Origin of the sequence: Pseudomonas sp. 51_B (genome assembly GCF_017491595.1) — a bacterium.
In the GTDB taxonomy this organism is placed as follows: Bacteria; Pseudomonadota; Gammaproteobacteria; order Pseudomonadales; family Pseudomonadaceae; genus Aquipseudomonas; species Aquipseudomonas promysalinigenes.
Genome location: NZ_JAFGYW010000005.1, coordinates 215924 through 233819, shown reverse-complemented (window position 1 = coordinate 233819; position 17896 = coordinate 215924). Strand labels below are relative to the sequence as shown.

Genomic DNA, 17896 nt, shown 5'->3' with positions numbered 1-17896 from the left:
CTTAGCGGTCCACGTCAGCCATAACGAAGTCGATACTGCCCAGGTACGCAATGAGGTCGGCGACCATGCTGCCTTTAATCACCGAAGGGATCTGCTGCAGGTGCGGGTAGCTCGGGGTACGGATCCGGGTGCGGTAGCTCATGGTGCCGCCATCGCTCGTCAGGTAGTAACTGTTGATGCCCTTGGTCGCTTCGATCATCTGGAACGACTCGTTGGCCGGCATGACCGGGCCCCACGAGACTTGCAGGAAGTGCGTGATCAAGGTTTCGATGTGCTGCAGGGTGCGCTCTTTGGGCGGCGGCGTAGTCAGCGGGTGATCCGCCTTGTACGGGCCTTCCGGCATGTTGCGCAGGCACTGGTCGATGATGCGGATACTCTGGCGCATCTCCTCGACGCGGACCATGCAGCGATCGTAGGCATCGCCGTTGTGGGCCAGGGGTACTTCGAACTCGAAGTTCTCGTAGCCGGAGTAGGGGCGCGCTTTGCGCAGGTCGAAGTCGCATCCGGTGGCACGCAGGCCGGCACCGGTGGTACCCCAGGACAGGGCCTCTTTGGTGTTGTAGGCAGCAACGCCGATGGTACGACCCTTGAGGATGCTGTTCTGCAGGGCAGCCTTGGTGTACTCGTCAAGGCGCTTGGGCAGCCATTCGACGAAGTCCTTGACCAGTTTGTCCCAGCCGCGCGGCAGGTCGTGAGCAACGCCACCGATGCGGTACCAGGCCGGGTGCAGGCGGAACCCGGTGATTGCTTCGATCACCGTGTAGGCGCGCTGGCGGTCGGTGAAGGTAAAGAATACCGGGGTCATGGCGCCGACGTCCTGGATGTAGGTACCCAGGAACAGCAGATGGCTGGTGATGCGGAAGAACTCGGCCAGCATGATGCGGATCACGTCGACCTTTTGTGGCACCTGAATGCCGGCCAGCTTCTCGACCGCGAGCACGTATGGCAGGTTGTTCATCACCCCGCCGAGGTAGTCGATGCGGTCGGTGTAGGGGATGAAGCTGTGCCAGGACTGCCGTTCGGCCATTTTTTCGGCGCCACGGTGGTGGTAGCCGATGTCGGGCACGCAATCGACGATTTCTTCGCCGTCCAGCTGCAGCACGATACGGAAGGCGCCGTGGGCAGAGGGGTGGTTGGGGCCGAGGTTGAGGAACATGTAGTCCTCGTTCGCGCCCTGACGCTTCATGCCCCAAGCTTCTGGGTTGAAACGCGCCGATTCTTCTTCGAGCTGCTGCTTGGCCAGGGTCAGGCTGTAGGGGTCGAACTCGGTGGCACGGGCCGGGTAGTCCTTGCGCAGCGGGTGACCTTCCCAGGTTGGCGGCATCATGATGCGGCTCAAGTGCGGGTGGCCGGCAAAGTCGATGCCGAACATGTCCCACACCTCACGCTCGTACCAGTTGGCATTCGGCCAGATGCTGGTCACCGACGGCAGGTTCAGGTCGCCCTCGCTGAGCGAAACCTTGATCATCACATCGCTGTTACGCTCGATCGACAGCAAGTGGTAGAACACGCTGAAGTCGGCAGCTGGCAAGCCGCGGCGCTGGGTGCGCAGGCGCTCGTCGACGCCGTGCAGGTCGTACAGCATGCTGTAGGGTTTTGCCACGCCCCGCAGGAAGCTGAGCACTTCCTTGAGCTGAGCGCGCTTGACCCACAGTACGGGCATGCCGGTGCGGGTCTCTTGGGCGACGAATGCGTCGGCGCCAAAACGGTTGTGCAGTTCGACGACCACATCCTGGTCGTCTGCCTTGTAGGGCGGAATGAAAATAGCGTTGTCCGCTGTCATGGTCTCGGTCGCTTTGGGTCAGCGTTAAGAATGAAGCCAGGCCGCCGGCTCTTTCGGGAGCGGGCGGCAGGTCGCTGGATCAGACTTCGTCGGGGCTGCGCAGGTTGGTAACCGCAATGCGCTGTTCACGACGCAAGTCTTTCTGGGCTGGCATTTCGGCACGGTAGATGCCTTGATCACCAACCACCCAGGAAAGCGGGCGTCGCTCTTGGCCGATCGACTCCTGCAACAGCATCAAGCCTTGCAGGAAAGCCTCAGGGCGCGGCGGGCAGCCAGGTACGTAGACGTCCACGGGGAGGAACTTGTCGACCCCCTGAACGACCGAGTAGATGTCGTACATGCCACCGGAGTTGGCGCACGAGCCCATGGAGATGACCCATTTAGGCTCGAGCATCTGTTCGTACAGGCGCTGGATGATCGGCGCCATTTTCACGAAGCAGGTCCCGGCGATGACCATGAAGTCGGCCTGACGCGGCGATGCCCGGATGACCTCGGCGCCAAAGCGCGCGATGTCGTGGGGCGCCGTGAAGGCCGTGGTCATTTCCACGTAGCAGCAGGACAGGCCGAAGTTGTACGGCCAGAGGGAGTTCTTGCGACCCCAGTTAACCGCGCCACGCATCACATCTTCAAGTTTGCCCATGAAGATGTTCTTGTGGACCTGGTCTTCGAGCAACTGGTCGGTGACGGTTTCCCGATCACCTACCGGGTACTGCTCATTGGGCGCATCCGGATCGATTCTGGTGAGATTGTATTGCATTGCCAAAGCCTCATTGTTTCAGCTTCGCTTGCCGCTTGCGGCGACCTTCGGGAGCCCAGTCAAGGGCCCCGACGCGCCATAGGTAGACAAGACCTGCCAACAGAATTGCTATGAAAACGAGTGCTTCGACGAATCCGGTCCAGCCGCTTTCGCGGACGGACACAGACCATGCATACAGGAAGAGGGCTTCGATATCGAAGATCACGAACAGCATCGCGACCAGATAGAATTTGGCGGACAGGCGCAGGCGGGCGCTGCCGACGGGCAGCATGCCGGATTCGAAGGGTTCGTTCTTGGCGCGGCCCCAAGCCTTGCTACCAAGCAGGCTGGAGAGGCCGAGCATGAAGGCACACAGGCCGACGACACCCAAAAGGAAGATGGCAAAGCCCCAGTTGTGGGCGATGAGTCCTGCCGAATCGGACATGCGAGAAATCCTTATACAGAGACCCAGCTCTGCAGTCTGAAATAAGTAGAGCGGCGACGAGGTGTCGCAGGTGCAGTGACCAAATGTCGCAGCTGAATCAATCGGGCTGATTTTATGGGTAAAGCCCCAGCAAGTAAAATTTCCGTTGCAAATTTATTCCTAGGTTTTAGAGCAAAACCCGCGCCTAACTGGCTGAAAGCCTTGAAATTCGGGCATTGCATGGGGTTTTGTTAATTATGTTTCTTGCGACTGGTAACGAATTACAAGTCTCGTAATGATAATTAATATCATTTGTCCTGCTGCTTATTAGTTCGATTCTACGCCCCTTGCAAAGTTGATATGCCTACTTGCCCTTTTTGCAGGCGCGAAAAAGTAGGTGTTCTAGCACCCTCCAGCGCCACGCGCACCGCTCTGGATCAATAATTGTTGCGTCAGGTCACTGATGCATCGTTTTGCGCGGGTGCCAGCACAGCATAGCTGCTGGCTGGAGATGTGGGGTGAGGGCTGCTAGGGGATGGCGGAATTGGTCTAGCGCCAGTCACAAGCGCCACCACGCTGCATAAATAAAAAGGCCCAGGGCTATCGCAAGCCCCGGGCCTTTGCTCATCAGCAACCCCCTATCAGTGGAACTGCTCTTCCTCGGTCGAACCGGTCAGTGCAGTCACCGACGAAGCGCCACCCTGGATCACGGTGGTCATGTCGTCGAAGTAGCCGGTGCCCACCTCTTGTTGGTGCGCCACGAAGGTGTAGCCTTTGTTGGCGTCGGCAAACTCCTGTTCCTGCAGTTTCACATAGGCGGTCATGTCGTTGCGGGCATAGTCATGCGCCAGGTTGAACATGCCATGCCACATGTTGTGAATACCGGCCAGCGTGATGAACTGGTGCTTGTAACCCATGGCCGACAGCTCGCGCTGGAATTTGGCGATGGTGGCGTCGTCCAGGTTCTTCTTCCAGTTGAACGAAGGCGAGCAGTTGTACGACAGGATCTGGTCCGGGTACTCCTTCTTGATCGCTTCGGCGAAGCGACGGGCCTCATCCAGATCCGGCTTGGCGGTTTCGCACCAGATCAGGTCGGCGTAAGGGGCGTAGGCAAGGCCGCGGGCGATCGCCTGGTCGAGGCCAGCGCGCACCTTGTAGAAGCCTTCACGGGTACGCTCGCCAATCACGAACGGCTGGTCGTACGGATCGCAATCGCTGGTCAGCAGGTCAGCGGCATTGGCGTCGGTACGGGCCAGGATAATGGTTGGTACCCCCGACACGTCGGCAGCCAGGCGCGCGGCTACCAGCTTCTGCACCGCTTCCTGGGTCGGCACCAATACCTTGCCACCCATGTGGCCGCATTTTTTCACCGAGGCCAGTTGGTCTTCGAAGTGCACGCCGGCAGCGCCTGCTTCGATCATGTTCTTCATCAGCTCGTATGCGTTCAGCACGCCGCCGAACCCGGCCTCGGCGTCTGCGACGATCGGAGCGAAGTAATCGATGTAGCCGTCGTCGCCAGGGTTCTTGCCGGCTTTCCATTGAATCTGGTCAGCACGGCGGAAAGCGTTGTTGATGCGCTTGACCACGGTGGGGACCGAGTCCACCGGGTACAGCGACTGGTCCGGGTACATGGACTCGGCCGAGTTGTTATCTGCAGCCACCTGCCAGCCGGACAAGTAAATGGCCTGGATGCCGGCTTTGACCTGTTGCACTGCCTGGCCGCCGGTAAGGGCGCCCATGCAGTTGACGAAATCTTTTTCGGGGCGGAAGGACGGGTGAGCACCTTCGGTGACCAGCTTCCACAGTTTTTCAGCGCCTTGGCGAGCAAAAGTGTGCTCGGGCTGGATGGAGCCACGCAGGCGAACGACATCGGCGGCGGAGTAGGTACGGGTCACGCCTTTCCAGCGCGGGTTCTCGGCCCAGTCTTTCTCGAGGGCTGCAATTTGCTGTTCGCGTGTCAGTGCCATGGAAATAAACCTCGTCGCATCGATCTTGGGTTAATTGTGCTGATGCTCGGGGCGAAGCAGGGGCCAGGCGGGTGTCTGTCAGGGCGTGCGGCGGCGAACGCGAAGGCTCGAAGGGGAAGAAGGTGCAGGCCAGGCGCCAGTGTGCTCCGGCAGGTCGGCTCGTGGATGCCTTGCTGCGGTGCGACGCGATTGCCAGAACTGCGGTGATGCGCTTCCGTCCCTCGGGACAACTTCTTCGTTGCAGTCGCAATCCCGTCGAACCGCCTTGTGGGCCGTATAGACACGAGACGCCTCCAGGGGTGAGAGGAGTGCGCCTCGAAGGCCCTTGTCAGGGCCCCTGATTAGCGGGAGCGAGGCCATCATGCCCTTGGGAAAAACACCCTGTCAAACGTTTTGTAGTGCTTTTTTTCTATTACTACATCTTTGGTCTAATGCGACTTGGCAGTCAGTTTCGAGGCCTTTGGTCGAGGCCTTGAATTTGCAGGGATCAGTCCAGAAGCTCGACTTTGACCCGCAATGTCATGTTTTCACCCCGTTGGGTGCTGTATGTACGGCTCGAAGGGTCGCGTTCGGCTTGGCTCTGCTGGTTGTAACCGGCCAGGGTGATCCATTCGCCAAGCCTTCCGCTGACTGTCGTGTCGGTGCTTTGTACCTTCACTACATCAGCACGTTCCTGGCTCAATCGATCATTATTGCTGCTGATTTGCAGGCGAACCCTGTCCCCGATCAGGCTCGGCGTAACATAAAAACCTTGGGTTACATTGCGGTACTCAGTGTTGCTTTGGACGCGACCGTAGCCGTCGGTGCTGGTGCTGGTGATCGGGATGCTCTGGCCGATCTGGATCAGTGCCGGTTGGCCTTCGCTGGCCTGGATCTGTTGCAGGCCGCCCTCGCGGTTGCTGGTGCCGTAATGGATCACCTGGCCTTCGCCGCGGGTGTCCTGGTAATTGCTGTCGCTGTTGTCGACGCTGATCACCAGGCGCTTGGGTACAGTGTCCAGTTGCTGTAGCAAGGCGCGTAAGTCGTCGATGCGCTCGGCGCTGGCATTGACGATCAGCTTGTTCTCGAAAGCGCTGACGGTACCGTCGCGGCCGATCAAGGCCTGGGCGGCCGGCAGCAGTTCGGCGCTGCTGCGATGCTGCAGCGGCACAACTTCGGTGGCGGCCAGCGCAGGTACGCTGACTGCCAGCAGCAGCGATGCGAATAGAGGGCGTAGCGGCATGTTCATGTTCTCCGCGATTGGAATCCACATGATGGCAAATTTGCCAGCCGTTTGCCGGGCTCGGGTCACGCACGGTGCTTTATCTGATTTTATCTTGTAGGCTATAAATTATAGTCAGCAGGATAATTCAGGATAATCCCATGTCGCCCTCCCGCCCGCTTTTGCGTCGTGAACCGCTTGCCAAGGCGCTGGCGCAGGACTTGGCCGGTGAGTCCCTGGTGGACTACAGCTCCGGTATGTTTCTGGCTGCACCCAGGCGTACCGGCAAAAGTACCTTCCTCAATAATGATTTCATCCCGCAGTGCAGGCTGCGGGGTTGGCTACCGGTGTATGTCGACCTGTGGTCAGATCGGGACGCAGCTCCGGCTGATCTGATCAGCGGGGCGATTGGCGCGGCGTTGAGTAGTTTCGAGGGCGCCCTGGCGAAGGCGGCGAAAAAAGCCGGCATCGACAAGATCAACCTGCTGCGCACCCTCAGCTGGGACTTCACCAAGCCCCAGTTACCCGCAGGCACTACCCTGGCCCAGGCGCTGGCAGTACTGCATCAGATCTCAGGGCAAATGATAGTGTTGATCATCGACGAAGCTCAGCACGCTCTTAACAGTGAGGATGGCCTTAACGCCATGTTCGCCCTCAAGGCCGCCCGTGACCATCTCAACCGGGGCGACTGCCCGGACGGTCTGCGCCTGGTGTTCACAGGGTCCAGCCGCGACAAGCTCGCCAACCTGGTGCTCAAGAGCAAGCAGCCCTTCTATGGGGCCAGCATTACCCCGTTTCCATTGCTAGGCCGGGAGTACGTCGGCTTCATCACCGAGCTGTGGAACCAGCGCCTGGCGGCCAGCAACCAGTTCAAGGTGCAGGACATGGAATATGCGTTCGAACTGGTTGGGAGGCGGCCGGAAATGCTCAATAAACTGCTGGCTGAGGTCAGTGTCGGGCTGGGCGAAGCGGCCAACCTGGGAGAGTTGCTACGCACCGGTGCACTCAATCACCAAGCTGGAGTCTGGAGCGATTACGAAAGTGCCTGGAACGAGCTTTCGCCCTTGCAACAGGCAGTGCTTCAGGTGATGGCCGAGCGAGCGCAGAGCCGACAGCCGTTCTCGCCATTCACCGAGCACACCTTGCTGCAGATAACGCGCAAGCTTGAGCAGGGCGGCGTGGAGGTCACAGCCAGTACGCCGAACGTGCAAAAGGCTCTGGACGCCCTGCGCGACAAGGAACTGGTGTGGAAAGCCAATCGCGGCGAATATGCCTTGGAAGATGCTTCGATGGCCCAATGGCTGACCCGCAGCCTTTGCTGAAACACCTTGCGCTGGCCGCTGTCAGACGAATTCCGTAACATCGCGCCCCCGATTCACCGCCCGTCCGCCTGGACCGCACCACAGGATACCCATGAAGCCCGCCCGACTACGTGCCGACCTGCTCGCCGGCCTGACCACCTCGTTCGCCCTTGTTCCCGAGTGCATTGCCTTTGCCTTGGTAGCCCATCTCAACCCTTTGATGGGGCTGTATGGTGCCTTCATCATTTGCACGCTGACTGCGTTGTTCGGCGGTCGCCCAGGAATGATATCCGGGGCTGCAGGCTCCATGGCGGTGGTCATCGTCGCGCTGGTGGTGCAACACGGTGTGCAGTATCTGTTGGCCACGGTCTTGCTCGGCGGTGGGGTGATGATTCTGTTCGGCTTGCTGCGCCTGGGCAAGTTGGTAAGGCTGGTGCCTTATCCGGTGATGCTTGGCTTCGTCAATGGCCTGGCGATCGTCATTGCCATGGCTCAGCTGGAACACTTCAAGGAGGGTGAGCATTGGCTCAAGGGCACATCGCTGTATCTGATGATCGGCCTGGTGGTGCTGACCATGCTGGTGGTCTACGTGCTGCCGAAGCTGACCCGATCGGTGCCCCCAGCACTGGTGGCGATTCTTGGAGTTGGCGCACTGGTGTACCTGCTCGATCTGCCCACGCGCACCCTTGGCGACATGGCGCACATTGCCGGCGGCTTGCCGCAACTGGCGCTGCCGGATGTGCCTTGGAGCCTGGAAACCCTGAATATCATTGCGCCTTATGCGGTGCTGATGGCGATGGTGGGCCTACTCGAGACGCTACTTACATTGAACCTAACCGACGAGATCACCGAAAGCCGCGGTTACCCGGATCGCGAGTGCGTGGCGTTGGGCGCAGCCAACATGGTCTCCGGACTGTGCGGCGGTATGGGTGGCTGCGCCATGATTGGCCAGACCGTGATCAATCTCAGCTCCAATGGCCGTGGCCGGCTCTCGGGCGTGGCGGCCGGGGTGATGATCCTGCTGTTCGTGCTGTTCCTGTCGCCGCTGATCGAGCGTATTCCGCTGGCGGCGCTGGTCGGGGTGATGTTCGTGGTGGCCCAGCAGACCTTTGCCTGGGCGTCGTTGCGAGTGCTGCACAAAGTACCGCTGAGCGATGTGCTGGCGATCATCGCGGTAACGGTGGTGACTGTGTTCACCGACCTGGCCATGGCGGTGCTGTTCGGCATCGTCATCGCCGCCGTGAATTTTGCCTGGCAGCATGCTCGCGAGCTCTACGCCGACAGCCATCAGGACGGCGAGGGCAAGCATTATCAGGTACATGGCACGCTGTTCTTTGCCTCGGTCACGCCCTTTCTCAACCAGTTCGATCCAGCCAATGACCCGGCCAAGGTCACCCTAGACTGCCAGCATTTGAGTTTTGTCGATTATTCGGCCATCGCTGCATTGCAGACCCTGCGTGAGCGCTATGAAAAGGCGGGTAAGCACCTGCGCGTGGTGCACCTGTCGGAGCGCTGCAAGAAGTTGCTCAGACGCGCGGGCGAGCAGCACTGAAGGAAGGTGCTGGTACTTTCGCGACTAAAGCCCACGCAGGTTGGTGGGCACCTCAAAGCATGCATTCGCCCCTGTGTGCGGCCATAGCCGAGTGGGCCAGCGCAGAACAAAGGCTTATTCTGCGCGATTCTTCTTCACGATCGCGTCGGCGATACTTGCCGGCGCCTCGGCGTACCGGGTGAACTCCATGGAAAAACTCGCCCGGCCTTGGGTCATCGAGCGCATCGAGGTGGCGTAGCCGAACATCTCGCCCAGCGGTACTTCAGCACGAATCACTTTGCCGGCCGGCGTCTCGTCGCCGTCCTGGATCATCCCGCGGCGCCGGCTCAGGTCGCCCAGAATATCGCCTTGGTACTCCTCCGGCGTTACCACTTCAACTTTCATCACCGGCTCCAGCAGCACTGCGCCGCCTTTTTGCGACAACTGCTTGGTGGCCATGGAGGCGGCGATCTTGTAGGCCATTTCATTGGAGTCAACGTCGTGGTACGAGCCATCGAACACTGCTGCTTTGAGGTTGATCAGCGGGTAGCCGGCCAGCACGCCATTCTTCATCTGTTCCTCGATGCCTTTCTGGATTGCCGGGATGTACTCGCGCGGTACCACGCCGCCGACGATTTCGTTGATGAACTCCAGGCCTTCGGCGCCTTCATCGCCCGGAGCGAACCGAATCCAGCAATGGCCATACTGGCCGCGCCCGCCAGACTGGCGCACGAAGCGGCCTTCGATCTCGCAGGTGTTGCGGATCTTTTCGCGGTAGGCCACCTGCGGCTTGCCGATATTGGCATCGACGTTGAATTCACGCCTCATGCGGTCGACGATGATGTCCAGGTGCAACTCGCCCATGCCAGAGATGATCGTCTGGCCGGTTTCTTCGTCTGTGCGCACGCGGAAGGAGGGGTCTTCCTGAGCCAGCTTGCCCAGCGCTATGCCCATTTTTTCCTGGTCGCCCTTGGTTTTGGGCTCCACTGCCACCGAGATCACTGGGTCGGGGAAGTCCATGCGTTCGAGGATGATGGGCTTGTCGATGTCGCATAGCGTGTCGCCGGTAGTGACATCCTTCATGCCGATCAGCGCGGCGATGTCGCCGGCGCATAAGTCCTTGATCTCGGCGCGCTGGTTGGCATGCATCTGCACCATCCGGCCGATGCGTTCCTTCTTGCCTTTGACCGAATTGAGCACAGCATTCCCCGAACTGAGCACGCCTGAATACACACGGGCGAAGGTCAGGGTGCCAACGAACGGGTCGGTCGCAATCTTGAAGGCCAGGGCAGAGAAGGGCTCTTTGTCGTCGGCGTGGCGCTCCAGGTGCTTGTCTTCATCGTCCGGGTCGGTGCCCTTGATCGCTGGGATTTCCGACGGAGCAGGGAGGTAGTCGATAACCGCATCGAGCATTAGCGGTACGCCCTTGTTCTTGAACGAAGAGCCGAGAATGGTCGGAACGATTTCATTGGCGATGGTGCGCTGGCGCAAGGCGGCCTTGATTTCATCGATGCTCAGCTCTTCACCCTCCAAAAACTTGAGGGTCAGCTCATCATTGGCCTCGGCGGCGGCCTCGACCATGTGTGCGCGCCATTCATCGGCCAGCGCCTGCAATTGAGCGGGAATCTCTTCTTCGCGGTAGCTGGTGCCCTGGTCGTTGTCGTTCCAGTAAATGGCCTTCATCTTCACCAGGTCGATCTGGCCGATGAAGTTTTCTTCGCTGCCGATGGCCAGCTGAATCGGCACCGGGTGGTGGCCCAGGCGCTGATCGATCTGCTTGACCACCCGTAGAAAATCGGCACCCTGGCGATCCATCTTGTTGATGTAGGCCAGGCGTGGCACGTGGTATTTGTTGGCCTGGCGCCAAACCGTCTCTGACTGCGGCTCGACGCCATCGGCGCCACTGAACACCACGACCGCGCCGTCGAGCACGCGCAGTGAACGCTCGACTTCAATAGTGAAATCGACGTGGCCGGGTGTGTCGATGATGTTGAAGCGGTACCTATCGGGAAACTGCTTGGTCGAGCCTTGCCAGAATGCTGTAGTTGCCGCCGAGGTGATGGTGATACCGCGCTCCTGCTCTTGGGCCATCCAGTCCATGGTCGCGGCGCCGTCGTGCACCTCGCCCATCTTATGGTTGACCCCGGTATAGAACAGAATGCGCTCGGTAGTGGTGGTCTTGCCCGCATCAACGTGGGCGACGATACCGATATTGCGGTACAGCTCGATGGGGGTTGTGCGGGCCATGGTGGACTACCTGCGGCGGTACGGATTCTCCCACGGTAGCAGAGCAGGCGAATCTTGCTTGACCGTCGGGCCGTCAGTCCGCCTGCGCTTGCAGCACCCACTGGCCGTCGATTTCGCGGGCCAGCCCGCTGGCGGGCAACAGGACCAGCAGGCGTTCGTGCAAGGCAGGTTCGGTGAAGGTCTTGAGGGTGCTGAAGTCCAGCGCGCCAACCAAGCTCAGATCGGCTTTGGTGTAGGACAGCCAGGCCTTTTTCAGAACTTGCGCCACGTCGCTACCAGCAGTGCTGGCAAAGCGGCGGTGCCATTGGCGGCCTTCGAAGGTGAAGGTGTGCGCGTGGCTGTAGCCGCTTTGGTCGCAGCCTTCGGCACAGCGGTGACAACTGCACGGGCCTTCGCCGAAGGCGTTGCGCAGATAACTGTTGAAGTCCACGACGGGCTTGAGGGTCAGGCGTTTGTCGACCTCGAACAGGTCGGCGATCATGGGTTGTTCGGCGCTCACGCAGGTGTCCTCGTGTGGTATGGCGTACATCGGCGGGCACCCTAACAGATCAGCCCCTTCAGATCACCTGTTGCAGGCTGGCCTGTTGGTGCAGGCCACCTGTGAGGAGGCTGGTAGAGACAACTGGAATCACCTGCCGTACTCTACGCGCCTTCACGCTTAGACATTTTTCGAGGTAACCCGCTTGAGCACCAAGTACCCTTACACTGCCACCGTGACCGTCAGCGCCGAAGACCGCGGGGGCGATACCGAGGCCTCGGAAAACCCCGGCATGCGTGTTGGCCTGGAAGCGGTGACCGAAACCCTGAAAAAGGTGCATTTCGTCGGTACGCTGGCAGCCCCGGAGAAATCGGCAACGCACATCTGCGTAACGCTGGAAAACGGCCTTACCTACTATGGCCCGATCGTCAACGGCCATGCCGAACTCGAAGGCGGCTGGATCGCCTTCGAATCCGACATGCTCACCCCGGAAGAGCTGGGCCTGTAAGCTTCACTCGAGCTCGGCCAGGCACTGCTCGAAGATATCCAGCCCCTGCTCGAGTACCTCAGCTTCGATGGTCAGCGGCGCCAATAGGCGAATGATGTGCCGTGCCTTGCCGCTAGGCATCAGCAACAAGCCTTTGGCCCGTGCGGCCTCCACCAGCTTGGTCAGCTGAGCCGGTGCAGGGCTGCCGTCTGCATTGACCAACTCGATGCCGCGCATGGCGCCTGTACCGGTCAGGCGGCCCAGGTATGGGCTCAGGCCAGCGGCCCTCCAGCGGGCATGCCTGGCCACAATCGCCTGCTCTTGGCGTTCACCCCAGGTAGCGATGTTCTCGTCGGTCATCTGCGCCAAGCTGGCCAGTGCCGCCGCACAGGCGATCGGGTTGCCTGAATAGGTTCCTCCTAGGCCACCCTTGGGCAGGGCGGCCATCAAGTCCTGGCGCCCGACCACTGCGCCCAGCGGCATGCCACCGGCAATGCTCTTGGCCAGCAGCAGCAAGTCCGGCTCGATGCCCAGGCGCGGGAAGGCAAAGCGCTGGCCAGTGCGGCCAAAACCGGACTGAATTTCGTCGATGATGATCAGGATCCCATGCGCGTCGCAGAACCGCCGCAGCGCCTGGGCAAATGACGGGTCCAGGGCGAGGAAGCCCCCTTCGCCCTGCACGGGCTCGAAGACGAAAGCCGCTACATCTTCCACCGCCAGCTCCACGCTGAACAGGCGCTCCATGGCCTTGAGCGCCTGCTCGCAGCTGACGCCGGTATCTGCGCTGGGATAGGGCAGGTGATAGACGGGCCCCGGCAGCTCACCGACCCGCTGCTTGTATGGCGCGACCTTACCGTTGAGGTTCAGGGTGGCGAGGGTACGGCCATGAAAGCCACCGTCGAAGGCGATGATGGCGCGTTTGCCGGTGGCTGCGCGTGCCACCTTCAGAGCGTTTTCGGCGGCTTCGGCACCGCTGTTGGTGAGCATGCCTGCCAGCGGGTAGCTGACCGGCACGAACTGGCTCAGGCGCTCCATCAATTCCAGATAGGGGCCATGAGGCGCGGCGTTGAACGCGTAATGGGTCAGGCGGCTGGCCTGGGTCTGGATCGCTTCGACCACAGCCGGATTGCAATGGCCCAGGTTCAGCACGCCGATACCGCCGACAAAGTCGATGTAACGCTTGCCATCGGTATCCCAGACTTCGGCATTGCGGCCATGGGAAAGTGTAATCGGGTGAACGATGGCGATGGATTGACTGATACTTTCCAGCTTCATGGGCACGCGGACCTTGTTCATGTTTCCTATTATCCAAGCGCGCCGCGGTATTATTCTGCAAACGAATTATTCGATTGCGATCATTCCCTGAATTCGCGATCTTTACTGGTCTTGCTCGGCCACCCGCTCGCGGATCCACTGCACGAACGCTTTGACCTTGGGCACTTCGGCGGCATGTTCGGCATGGGCGATGAAATGCCGACCGTTGCTTGGCACCGGGTGGTCCCAGGCGATCACCAGCTTGCCTTCGCTCAGTTCCTCGGCCACCAGGTAGCGTGGGATCAGAGCGACCCCGCAGCCGGCGATGGCCGCGCGGATGCACAGGTAGAACGTGTCGAAGCGTGGGCCGTGGTAGCTGTTCTGGCTATGTAGACCCAGCCCCTGGAACCATTCGTGCCAAGCTTCAGGGCGCGATGCGCATTGCAGCAGGCGGTGTTCGATGAGCGCCTCTGCGCTGTCGAACCGGTGCCGGGCCAGCAGCTCTGGCGCGCACACAGGAACCACGTCCTCGCTGAACAACGCGATGCATGTGGCGCCGGGCCAGGTGCCCTGACCGAAAAAGAACGCGATGTCAGCTTTGGCCTGCACCAGGTCGAATGGCTCCAGTTCGTTGCGAATGTCCAAGTGAATGCGAGGATGGCGCTCGCCGAAACCCTTGAGTCTAGGTATCAGCCAGCGTGCGCCGAAGGTCGGCTGGGTCGCGATGCGCAGCACTTCGGTCTCGTCGCCGTAGCTGAGGATGTAACGGCTGGAGATGTCGATCTGGGTGAGGATCTTGTTCACTTCAGTGAGGTACAGCGCCCCAGCCGGAGTCAGGTGCAGGCGCCTGCGAATCCGTTGGAAAAGCGAATGCGACAGCATCTCTTCAAGCTGCGCGACCTGCTTGCTGACGGCGCTCTGGGTCAGGTGCAGCTCTTGGGCTGCACGGGTGAAGCTCAGGTGCCGGGCGGCAGCTTCGAAGCACTGCAGGGCAGTGGTCGAGGGCATCAGGCGTTTGGACATAGCAAAGGCGTACCCAGCAAAAAAGGAAAGAGTTCATTCCGCAATGGAATCATGTGTTTCGAAAAGGTCGTTTGTTGACCTCGCCTTATAGATTAATACTGACCTTGAACAACGATTACAACCGGTACCGCAAAGAGGAGGGCTATGCGCAACCGGCGATATAAAACAAAAACAACGAACACCCTATTACCTGAATTCTGCTTCAACTTTCAGCCGCCACGGCCGAGTGCCGTATAGCGGCCGACCCATTCGAGGGTTCACCATGGTTTCGCCAAATAAGAACAAACAGCGGTCCTTGCAGCACGGCCTGACTTCGCGTCAGGTGTCGATGATTTCAATCGCTGGCATCATTGGTGCCGGCCTGTTCATTGGCTCATCGAACGCCATCGCTACCGCCGGCCCAGCCATCCTCATTTCCTATGCCATGACCGGCTTACTGGTGCTGCTGGTCATGCGCATGCTGGGCGAGATGGCCATTGCCAACCCCAATAGCGGGTCGTTCTCCACTTACGCCAGCGAGGCGATCGGCCCTTGGGCCGGCTTCACTATTGGCTGGCTTTACTGGTGGTTCTGGGTATTGATCATTCCGGTCGAGGCCATCGCTGGCGCAGACATCCTGCATGCCTATTTCCCCGACGTGCCGTCTTGGTTGTTCGCCTTTGTGATCATGGTGGTGCTGTCGGCCACCAACCTGATCAGCGTCAAGAACTTCGGTGCTTTCGAGTACTGGTTCGCATTGGTCAAAGTGGTCGCGATCATCGCCTTCATCGTGGTCTGCAGCCTGGCGGTGTTCGGCTTCTGGCCGCTGGCCGAGGTATCTGGCATTGGCCATCTTTGGCAAAACGGTGGGTTCATGCCCAACGGTTTCGGCACAGTGCTCGGTGGGGTGCTGATCACCATCTTCTCGTTCTTCGGCGCTGAGATCGTCACCATTGCGGCCGACGAAACTGCCAACCCCAAGGACAAGATCCGCCGTGCCACCAACCTTGTGGTCTACCGCATCGCGATCTTCTACCTGGCGTCGATCTTTCTGGTGGTGTCGCTGGTGGCTTGGAACGATCCGAGCCTCAAGGCAGTGGGCTCGTTCCAGCGAGTGCTTGAGGTGCTGAACGTGCCAGGCGCCAAGCTGCTGGTCGATCTGGTGGTGCTGGTGGCTGTGACCAGTTGCATGAACTCTGGCCTGTACACCGCTTCGCGCATGCTCTATTCACTGGGCGCCCGCGGCCAGGCTCTGAGCATGACCAAGCGTATTTCTGGTGCCGGTGTGCCGACCGTTGCGGTGATCGTCTCCACCCTGGCAGGCTTCGTCGGTTGCTTCGTGAACTATGTACTGCCAGGCAAGGTGTTCGGGTTCCTGCTGTCCACCACCGGTGCCATCGCATTGTTGGTGTACCTGGTGATCGCCGTGTCGCAATTGCGCATGCGGGCACGTGCCGAGCGGGAGGGGCGTGCACTGGAGTTGAAGATGTGGTTGTTCCCTTGGCTGACCTGGCTGGTCATCGGCACTATCGTCATGGTCCTGGGCTACATGCTGCTCAGCGACGCCTATCGCTACGAGACGTTGATGACCGCTGGCGTGACCGCATTCATCCTGCTGGTGTCGCTGACCCAGAAGGGTGGAAAGGCGCTCGCCCAACCGGCTTGAGCTTCTGCTTTAATGGGGGCGTTTCGCGCCCCCATTTCAACAAGCACAGGCAGCGTATGAACGATCCGATTCCCTCCCTTCAAGCACTGGCCGCACCCGAAGGTACCTGTTACGGCTGCGGCTGCTCCCACCCAAGTGGGCTGCACCTGCAAAGCTACTGGGATGCCGACGGCATTCACCTGCTGTGCCGGCATTCACCCGACAGCACCTTCATCGGCTGGCCTGGCCTGGTCTATGGTGGCCTGCTGGCCATGTTGGTCGACTGCCATTCGAACTGGACGGCGATGGCGCATCACTACCGCGCCGAAGGCCGGGAAGCGGGGAGCCTGCCGCGCATCGATTGCGTTACCGCAAGCCTTGGGCTGAACTACCTCAAACCTACCCCCATGGGCGTGGAGCTGCTGCTCAGGGCCCGGGTCGAAGGTGAAGTCGGGCGCAAGACGCGGGTGATCTGTGAAGTCTGGGCCGGCGATGTGCTGACGGTGAGTGCCGACTCGGTATTCGCGCGGGTGGATACCGAAAAGCTCAAACTCAAGGCCCATGGCAAGGCCAGTTGATCAATGGCCGGTGATGGTCAGCCGCGCGGGATGTCACTACAGTGGTACGTCCACCCACAAGGCTAAAAACCACCATGACCGACTTGAGCGCTTTCTCCATCACCCGTAAATGGCCCGCCAAGCATCCCGAGTGGCTGCAGCTGTACTCGCTGCCCACTCCCAATGGCGTGAAGGTCTCGATCATGCTCGAGGAGATTGGCCTGCCCTACGAGCCGCACAAGGTCAGCTTCGATAGCGATGACCAGTTGAGCCCCGAGTTCATCTCGCTGAGCGCTAATAACAAGATTCCGGCCATCCTCGACCCCAATGGGCCAGGCGGCCAGGCGCTGGGGCTGTTCGAGTCGGGGGCAATCCTGCAGTACCTGGCGGAGAAAAGCGGCCAGCTGCTGAGCAACGACCCGGCCCAACGTTATCAAACCCTGCAGTGGCTGATGTTCCAGATGGGCGGCATCGGGCCGATGTTCGGCCAGGTGGGTTTCTTCCATTTCTTCGCTGGCAAGGAATACGAGGACAAGCGCCCCCGTGACCGTTATGTCAATGAATCGAAGCGTCTCTTGGGTGTGCTCGATCGGCACCTGAAGGGGCGTGATTGGATGGTCGATGAATACAGCATTGCCGATATCGCCATTTTCCCATGGGTGCGCAACCTGGTAGAGCGCTACAACGCCCGCGAACTGGTAAGTTTCGATCAGTTTGCGCAGGTGCAGCGGGTATTGGCGAAATTCCTCGAGCGCCCGGCGGTACAGCGTGGCCTCAAAATCCCAGCCTGACCAGCGAGGCTGAACCTCGAACGCCGCAGGTGTGCAGCATGCCCGTTGAATTGATTGGCGCAAGCGATGCCCATCGCGACTTCGCCCGTGACCTTACTCGGCGGGCGATGTTGCCCTATTACCACGAGTTCGGCCTATTGTGGGTCGAGGAGGCCTTCGATCAAGCGTGGGCTTGGCGCGAGCAATGGCTGGTGATGCAGGATGATCAGGTGCTGGGTTTTTGTAGCCTTAGCCAGGATCGGCAGGCACTGTTCATTCGTGAACTGCACCTGAGTGAGCAACACCGGGGGCGAGGGGTAGGCAGTCAGGTATTGCAGACACTGGCGGGATGGGCCGCGCAGCGCCGTTTGCCGCTGCTGCGATTGATGGTGTTCAAGAGCAACCCGGCGCGGCAGTTGTACCTGCGCCAGGGTTTCATCGACATGGGTAACGATGAGTGTTTCGTGAGGATGCAACGGGCCATTGGTTGACCGCTACCGGCCCGGCAAATCA

At 60.1% G+C, this 17896-nt stretch carries 16 protein-coding genes; 7 read left to right on the top strand and 9 right to left on the bottom strand.

The window, feature by feature from the left end:
• Nucleotide 1 precedes the first annotated feature (1 nt).
• The 5 genes from nuoC to J5M56_RS09180 form a co-directional block, all read right to left on the bottom strand.
• Nucleotides 2-1783 carry an NADH-quinone oxidoreductase subunit C/D gene (gene nuoC / locus J5M56_RS09200; protein ID WP_060480264.1) on the bottom strand — a complete coding sequence of 594 codons (1782 nt, stop codon included), beginning with the start codon at nt 1781-1783 and terminating at the stop codon, nt 2-4.
• Nucleotides 1784-1862: 79 nt separating this feature from the next.
• Nucleotides 1863-2540 carry an NADH-quinone oxidoreductase subunit B gene (locus J5M56_RS09195; protein ID WP_027920598.1) on the bottom strand — a complete coding sequence of 226 codons (678 nt, stop codon included), beginning with the start codon at nt 2538-2540 and terminating at the stop codon, nt 1863-1865.
• Nucleotides 2541-2550: 10 nt separating this feature from the next.
• On the bottom strand, nt 2551-2964 hold the full coding sequence (locus tag J5M56_RS09190; RefSeq protein ID WP_011534614.1) for an NADH-quinone oxidoreductase subunit A: 414 nt from the start codon (nt 2962-2964) through the stop codon (nt 2551-2553).
• Nucleotides 2965-3584: 620 nt separating this feature from the next.
• Entirely contained in the window at nt 3585-4910 is a 1326-nt protein-coding gene (gene aceA, locus J5M56_RS09185) for an isocitrate lyase (protein WP_060478034.1), read from the bottom strand.
• A 487-nt stretch (nt 4911-5397) separates the two neighbouring features.
• A complete protein-coding gene (locus tag J5M56_RS09180; RefSeq protein ID WP_243430638.1) occupies nt 5398-6132 on the bottom strand; it encodes a secretin N-terminal domain-containing protein in 735 nt (244 codons plus the stop codon).
• A 140-nt stretch (nt 6133-6272) separates the two neighbouring features.
• Between J5M56_RS09180 and J5M56_RS09175 the strand changes: the two genes are divergently transcribed.
• Nucleotides 6273-7433 (top strand): hypothetical protein, encoded by a 1161-nt coding sequence (locus J5M56_RS09175; protein ID WP_207936557.1) that lies wholly within the window; start codon nt 6273-6275, stop codon nt 7431-7433.
• Between the two features lie 91 nt (nt 7434-7524).
• Entirely contained in the window at nt 7525-8964 is a 1440-nt protein-coding gene (locus tag J5M56_RS09170) for a SulP family inorganic anion transporter (RefSeq protein WP_207936556.1), read from the top strand.
• Nucleotides 8965-9078: 114 nt separating this feature from the next.
• Here J5M56_RS09170 and fusA read toward each other — a convergent pair whose 3' ends face one another.
• A complete protein-coding gene (fusA, locus tag J5M56_RS09165; protein WP_207936554.1) occupies nt 9079-11190 on the bottom strand; it encodes an elongation factor G in 2112 nt (703 codons plus the stop codon).
• A 73-nt stretch (nt 11191-11263) separates the two neighbouring features.
• A complete protein-coding gene (locus J5M56_RS09160; RefSeq protein WP_186478007.1) occupies nt 11264-11689 on the bottom strand; it encodes a hypothetical protein in 426 nt (141 codons plus the stop codon).
• A 184-nt stretch (nt 11690-11873) separates the two neighbouring features.
• Here J5M56_RS09160 and J5M56_RS09155 point away from each other — a divergent pair, with 184 nt between their 5' ends.
• Nucleotides 11874-12176, top strand: coding sequence for a hypothetical protein (locus tag J5M56_RS09155; RefSeq protein ID WP_054892710.1), 303 nt, complete (start codon nt 11874-11876; stop codon nt 12174-12176).
• Between the two features lie 3 nt (nt 12177-12179).
• Here J5M56_RS09155 and J5M56_RS09150 read toward each other — a convergent pair whose 3' ends face one another.
• Both J5M56_RS09150 and gcvA read right to left on the bottom strand, forming a co-directional pair.
• On the bottom strand, nt 12180-13430 hold the full coding sequence (locus tag J5M56_RS09150) for an aspartate aminotransferase family protein (RefSeq protein WP_186478191.1): 1251 nt from the start codon (nt 13428-13430) through the stop codon (nt 12180-12182).
• A 102-nt stretch (nt 13431-13532) separates the two neighbouring features.
• Nucleotides 13533-14432 (bottom strand): transcriptional regulator GcvA, encoded by a 900-nt coding sequence (gene gcvA / locus J5M56_RS09145; protein ID WP_207936552.1) that lies wholly within the window; start codon nt 14430-14432, stop codon nt 13533-13535.
• Between the two features lie 262 nt (nt 14433-14694).
• Between gcvA and J5M56_RS09140 the strand changes: the two genes are divergently transcribed.
• The 4 genes from J5M56_RS09140 (at nt 14695) to J5M56_RS09125 (ending at nt 17874) form a co-directional block, all read left to right on the top strand.
• Nucleotides 14695-16077: an amino acid permease gene (locus J5M56_RS09140; RefSeq protein WP_060478028.1), complete on the top strand. Its 1383-nt coding sequence runs from the start codon at nt 14695-14697 to the stop codon at nt 16075-16077.
• Nucleotides 16078-16133: 56 nt separating this feature from the next.
• Nucleotides 16134-16634, top strand: a complete 501-nt coding sequence (locus tag J5M56_RS09135) for a PaaI family thioesterase (RefSeq protein WP_060478027.1) — start codon at nt 16134-16136, stop codon at nt 16632-16634.
• A gap of 74 nt (nt 16635-16708) precedes the next feature.
• Nucleotides 16709-17404 carry a glutathione S-transferase N-terminal domain-containing protein gene (locus tag J5M56_RS09130; protein ID WP_207936550.1) on the top strand — a complete coding sequence of 232 codons (696 nt, stop codon included), beginning with the start codon at nt 16709-16711 and terminating at the stop codon, nt 17402-17404.
• 38 nt (nt 17405-17442) lie between these two features.
• Nucleotides 17443-17874: a GNAT family N-acetyltransferase gene (locus tag J5M56_RS09125; protein ID WP_060478025.1), complete on the top strand. Its 432-nt coding sequence runs from the start codon at nt 17443-17445 to the stop codon at nt 17872-17874.
• The last annotated feature ends 22 nt before the right edge of the window (nt 17875-17896 follow it).

Bases quoted from the DNA above. Each gene is read 5' to 3' on its own strand.
- nuoC (WP_060480264.1), bottom strand. From the start codon at position 1,783: ATGACAGCGGACAACGCTATTTTCATTCCGCCCTACAAGGCAGACGAC.
- J5M56_RS09195 (WP_027920598.1), bottom strand. From the start codon at position 2,540: ATGCAATACAATCTCACCAGAATCGATCCGGATGCGCCCAATGAGCAG.
- J5M56_RS09190 (WP_011534614.1), bottom strand. From the start codon at position 2,964: ATGTCCGATTCGGCAGGACTCATCGCCCACAACTGGGGCTTTGCCATC.
- aceA (WP_060478034.1), bottom strand. From the start codon at position 4,910: ATGGCACTGACACGCGAACAGCAAATTGCAGCCCTCGAGAAAGACTGG.
- J5M56_RS09180 (WP_243430638.1), bottom strand. From the start codon at position 6,132: ATGCCGCTACGCCCTCTATTCGCATCGCTGCTGCTGGCAGTCAGCGTA.
- J5M56_RS09175 (WP_207936557.1), top strand. From the start codon at position 6,273: ATGTCGCCCTCCCGCCCGCTTTTGCGTCGTGAACCGCTTGCCAAGGCG.
- J5M56_RS09170 (WP_207936556.1), top strand. From the start codon at position 7,525: ATGAAGCCCGCCCGACTACGTGCCGACCTGCTCGCCGGCCTGACCACC.
- fusA (WP_207936554.1), bottom strand. From the start codon at position 11,190: ATGGCCCGCACAACCCCCATCGAGCTGTACCGCAATATCGGTATCGTC.
- J5M56_RS09150 (WP_186478191.1), bottom strand. From the start codon at position 13,430: ATGAAGCTGGAAAGTATCAGTCAATCCATCGCCATCGTTCACCCGATT.
- gcvA (WP_207936552.1), bottom strand. From the start codon at position 14,432: ATGTCCAAACGCCTGATGCCCTCGACCACTGCCCTGCAGTGCTTCGAA.
- J5M56_RS09140 (WP_060478028.1), top strand. From the start codon at position 14,695: ATGGTTTCGCCAAATAAGAACAAACAGCGGTCCTTGCAGCACGGCCTG.
- J5M56_RS09135 (WP_060478027.1), top strand. From the start codon at position 16,134: ATGAACGATCCGATTCCCTCCCTTCAAGCACTGGCCGCACCCGAAGGT.
- J5M56_RS09130 (WP_207936550.1), top strand. From the start codon at position 16,709: ATGACCGACTTGAGCGCTTTCTCCATCACCCGTAAATGGCCCGCCAAG.
- J5M56_RS09125 (WP_060478025.1), top strand. From the start codon at position 17,443: ATGCCCGTTGAATTGATTGGCGCAAGCGATGCCCATCGCGACTTCGCC.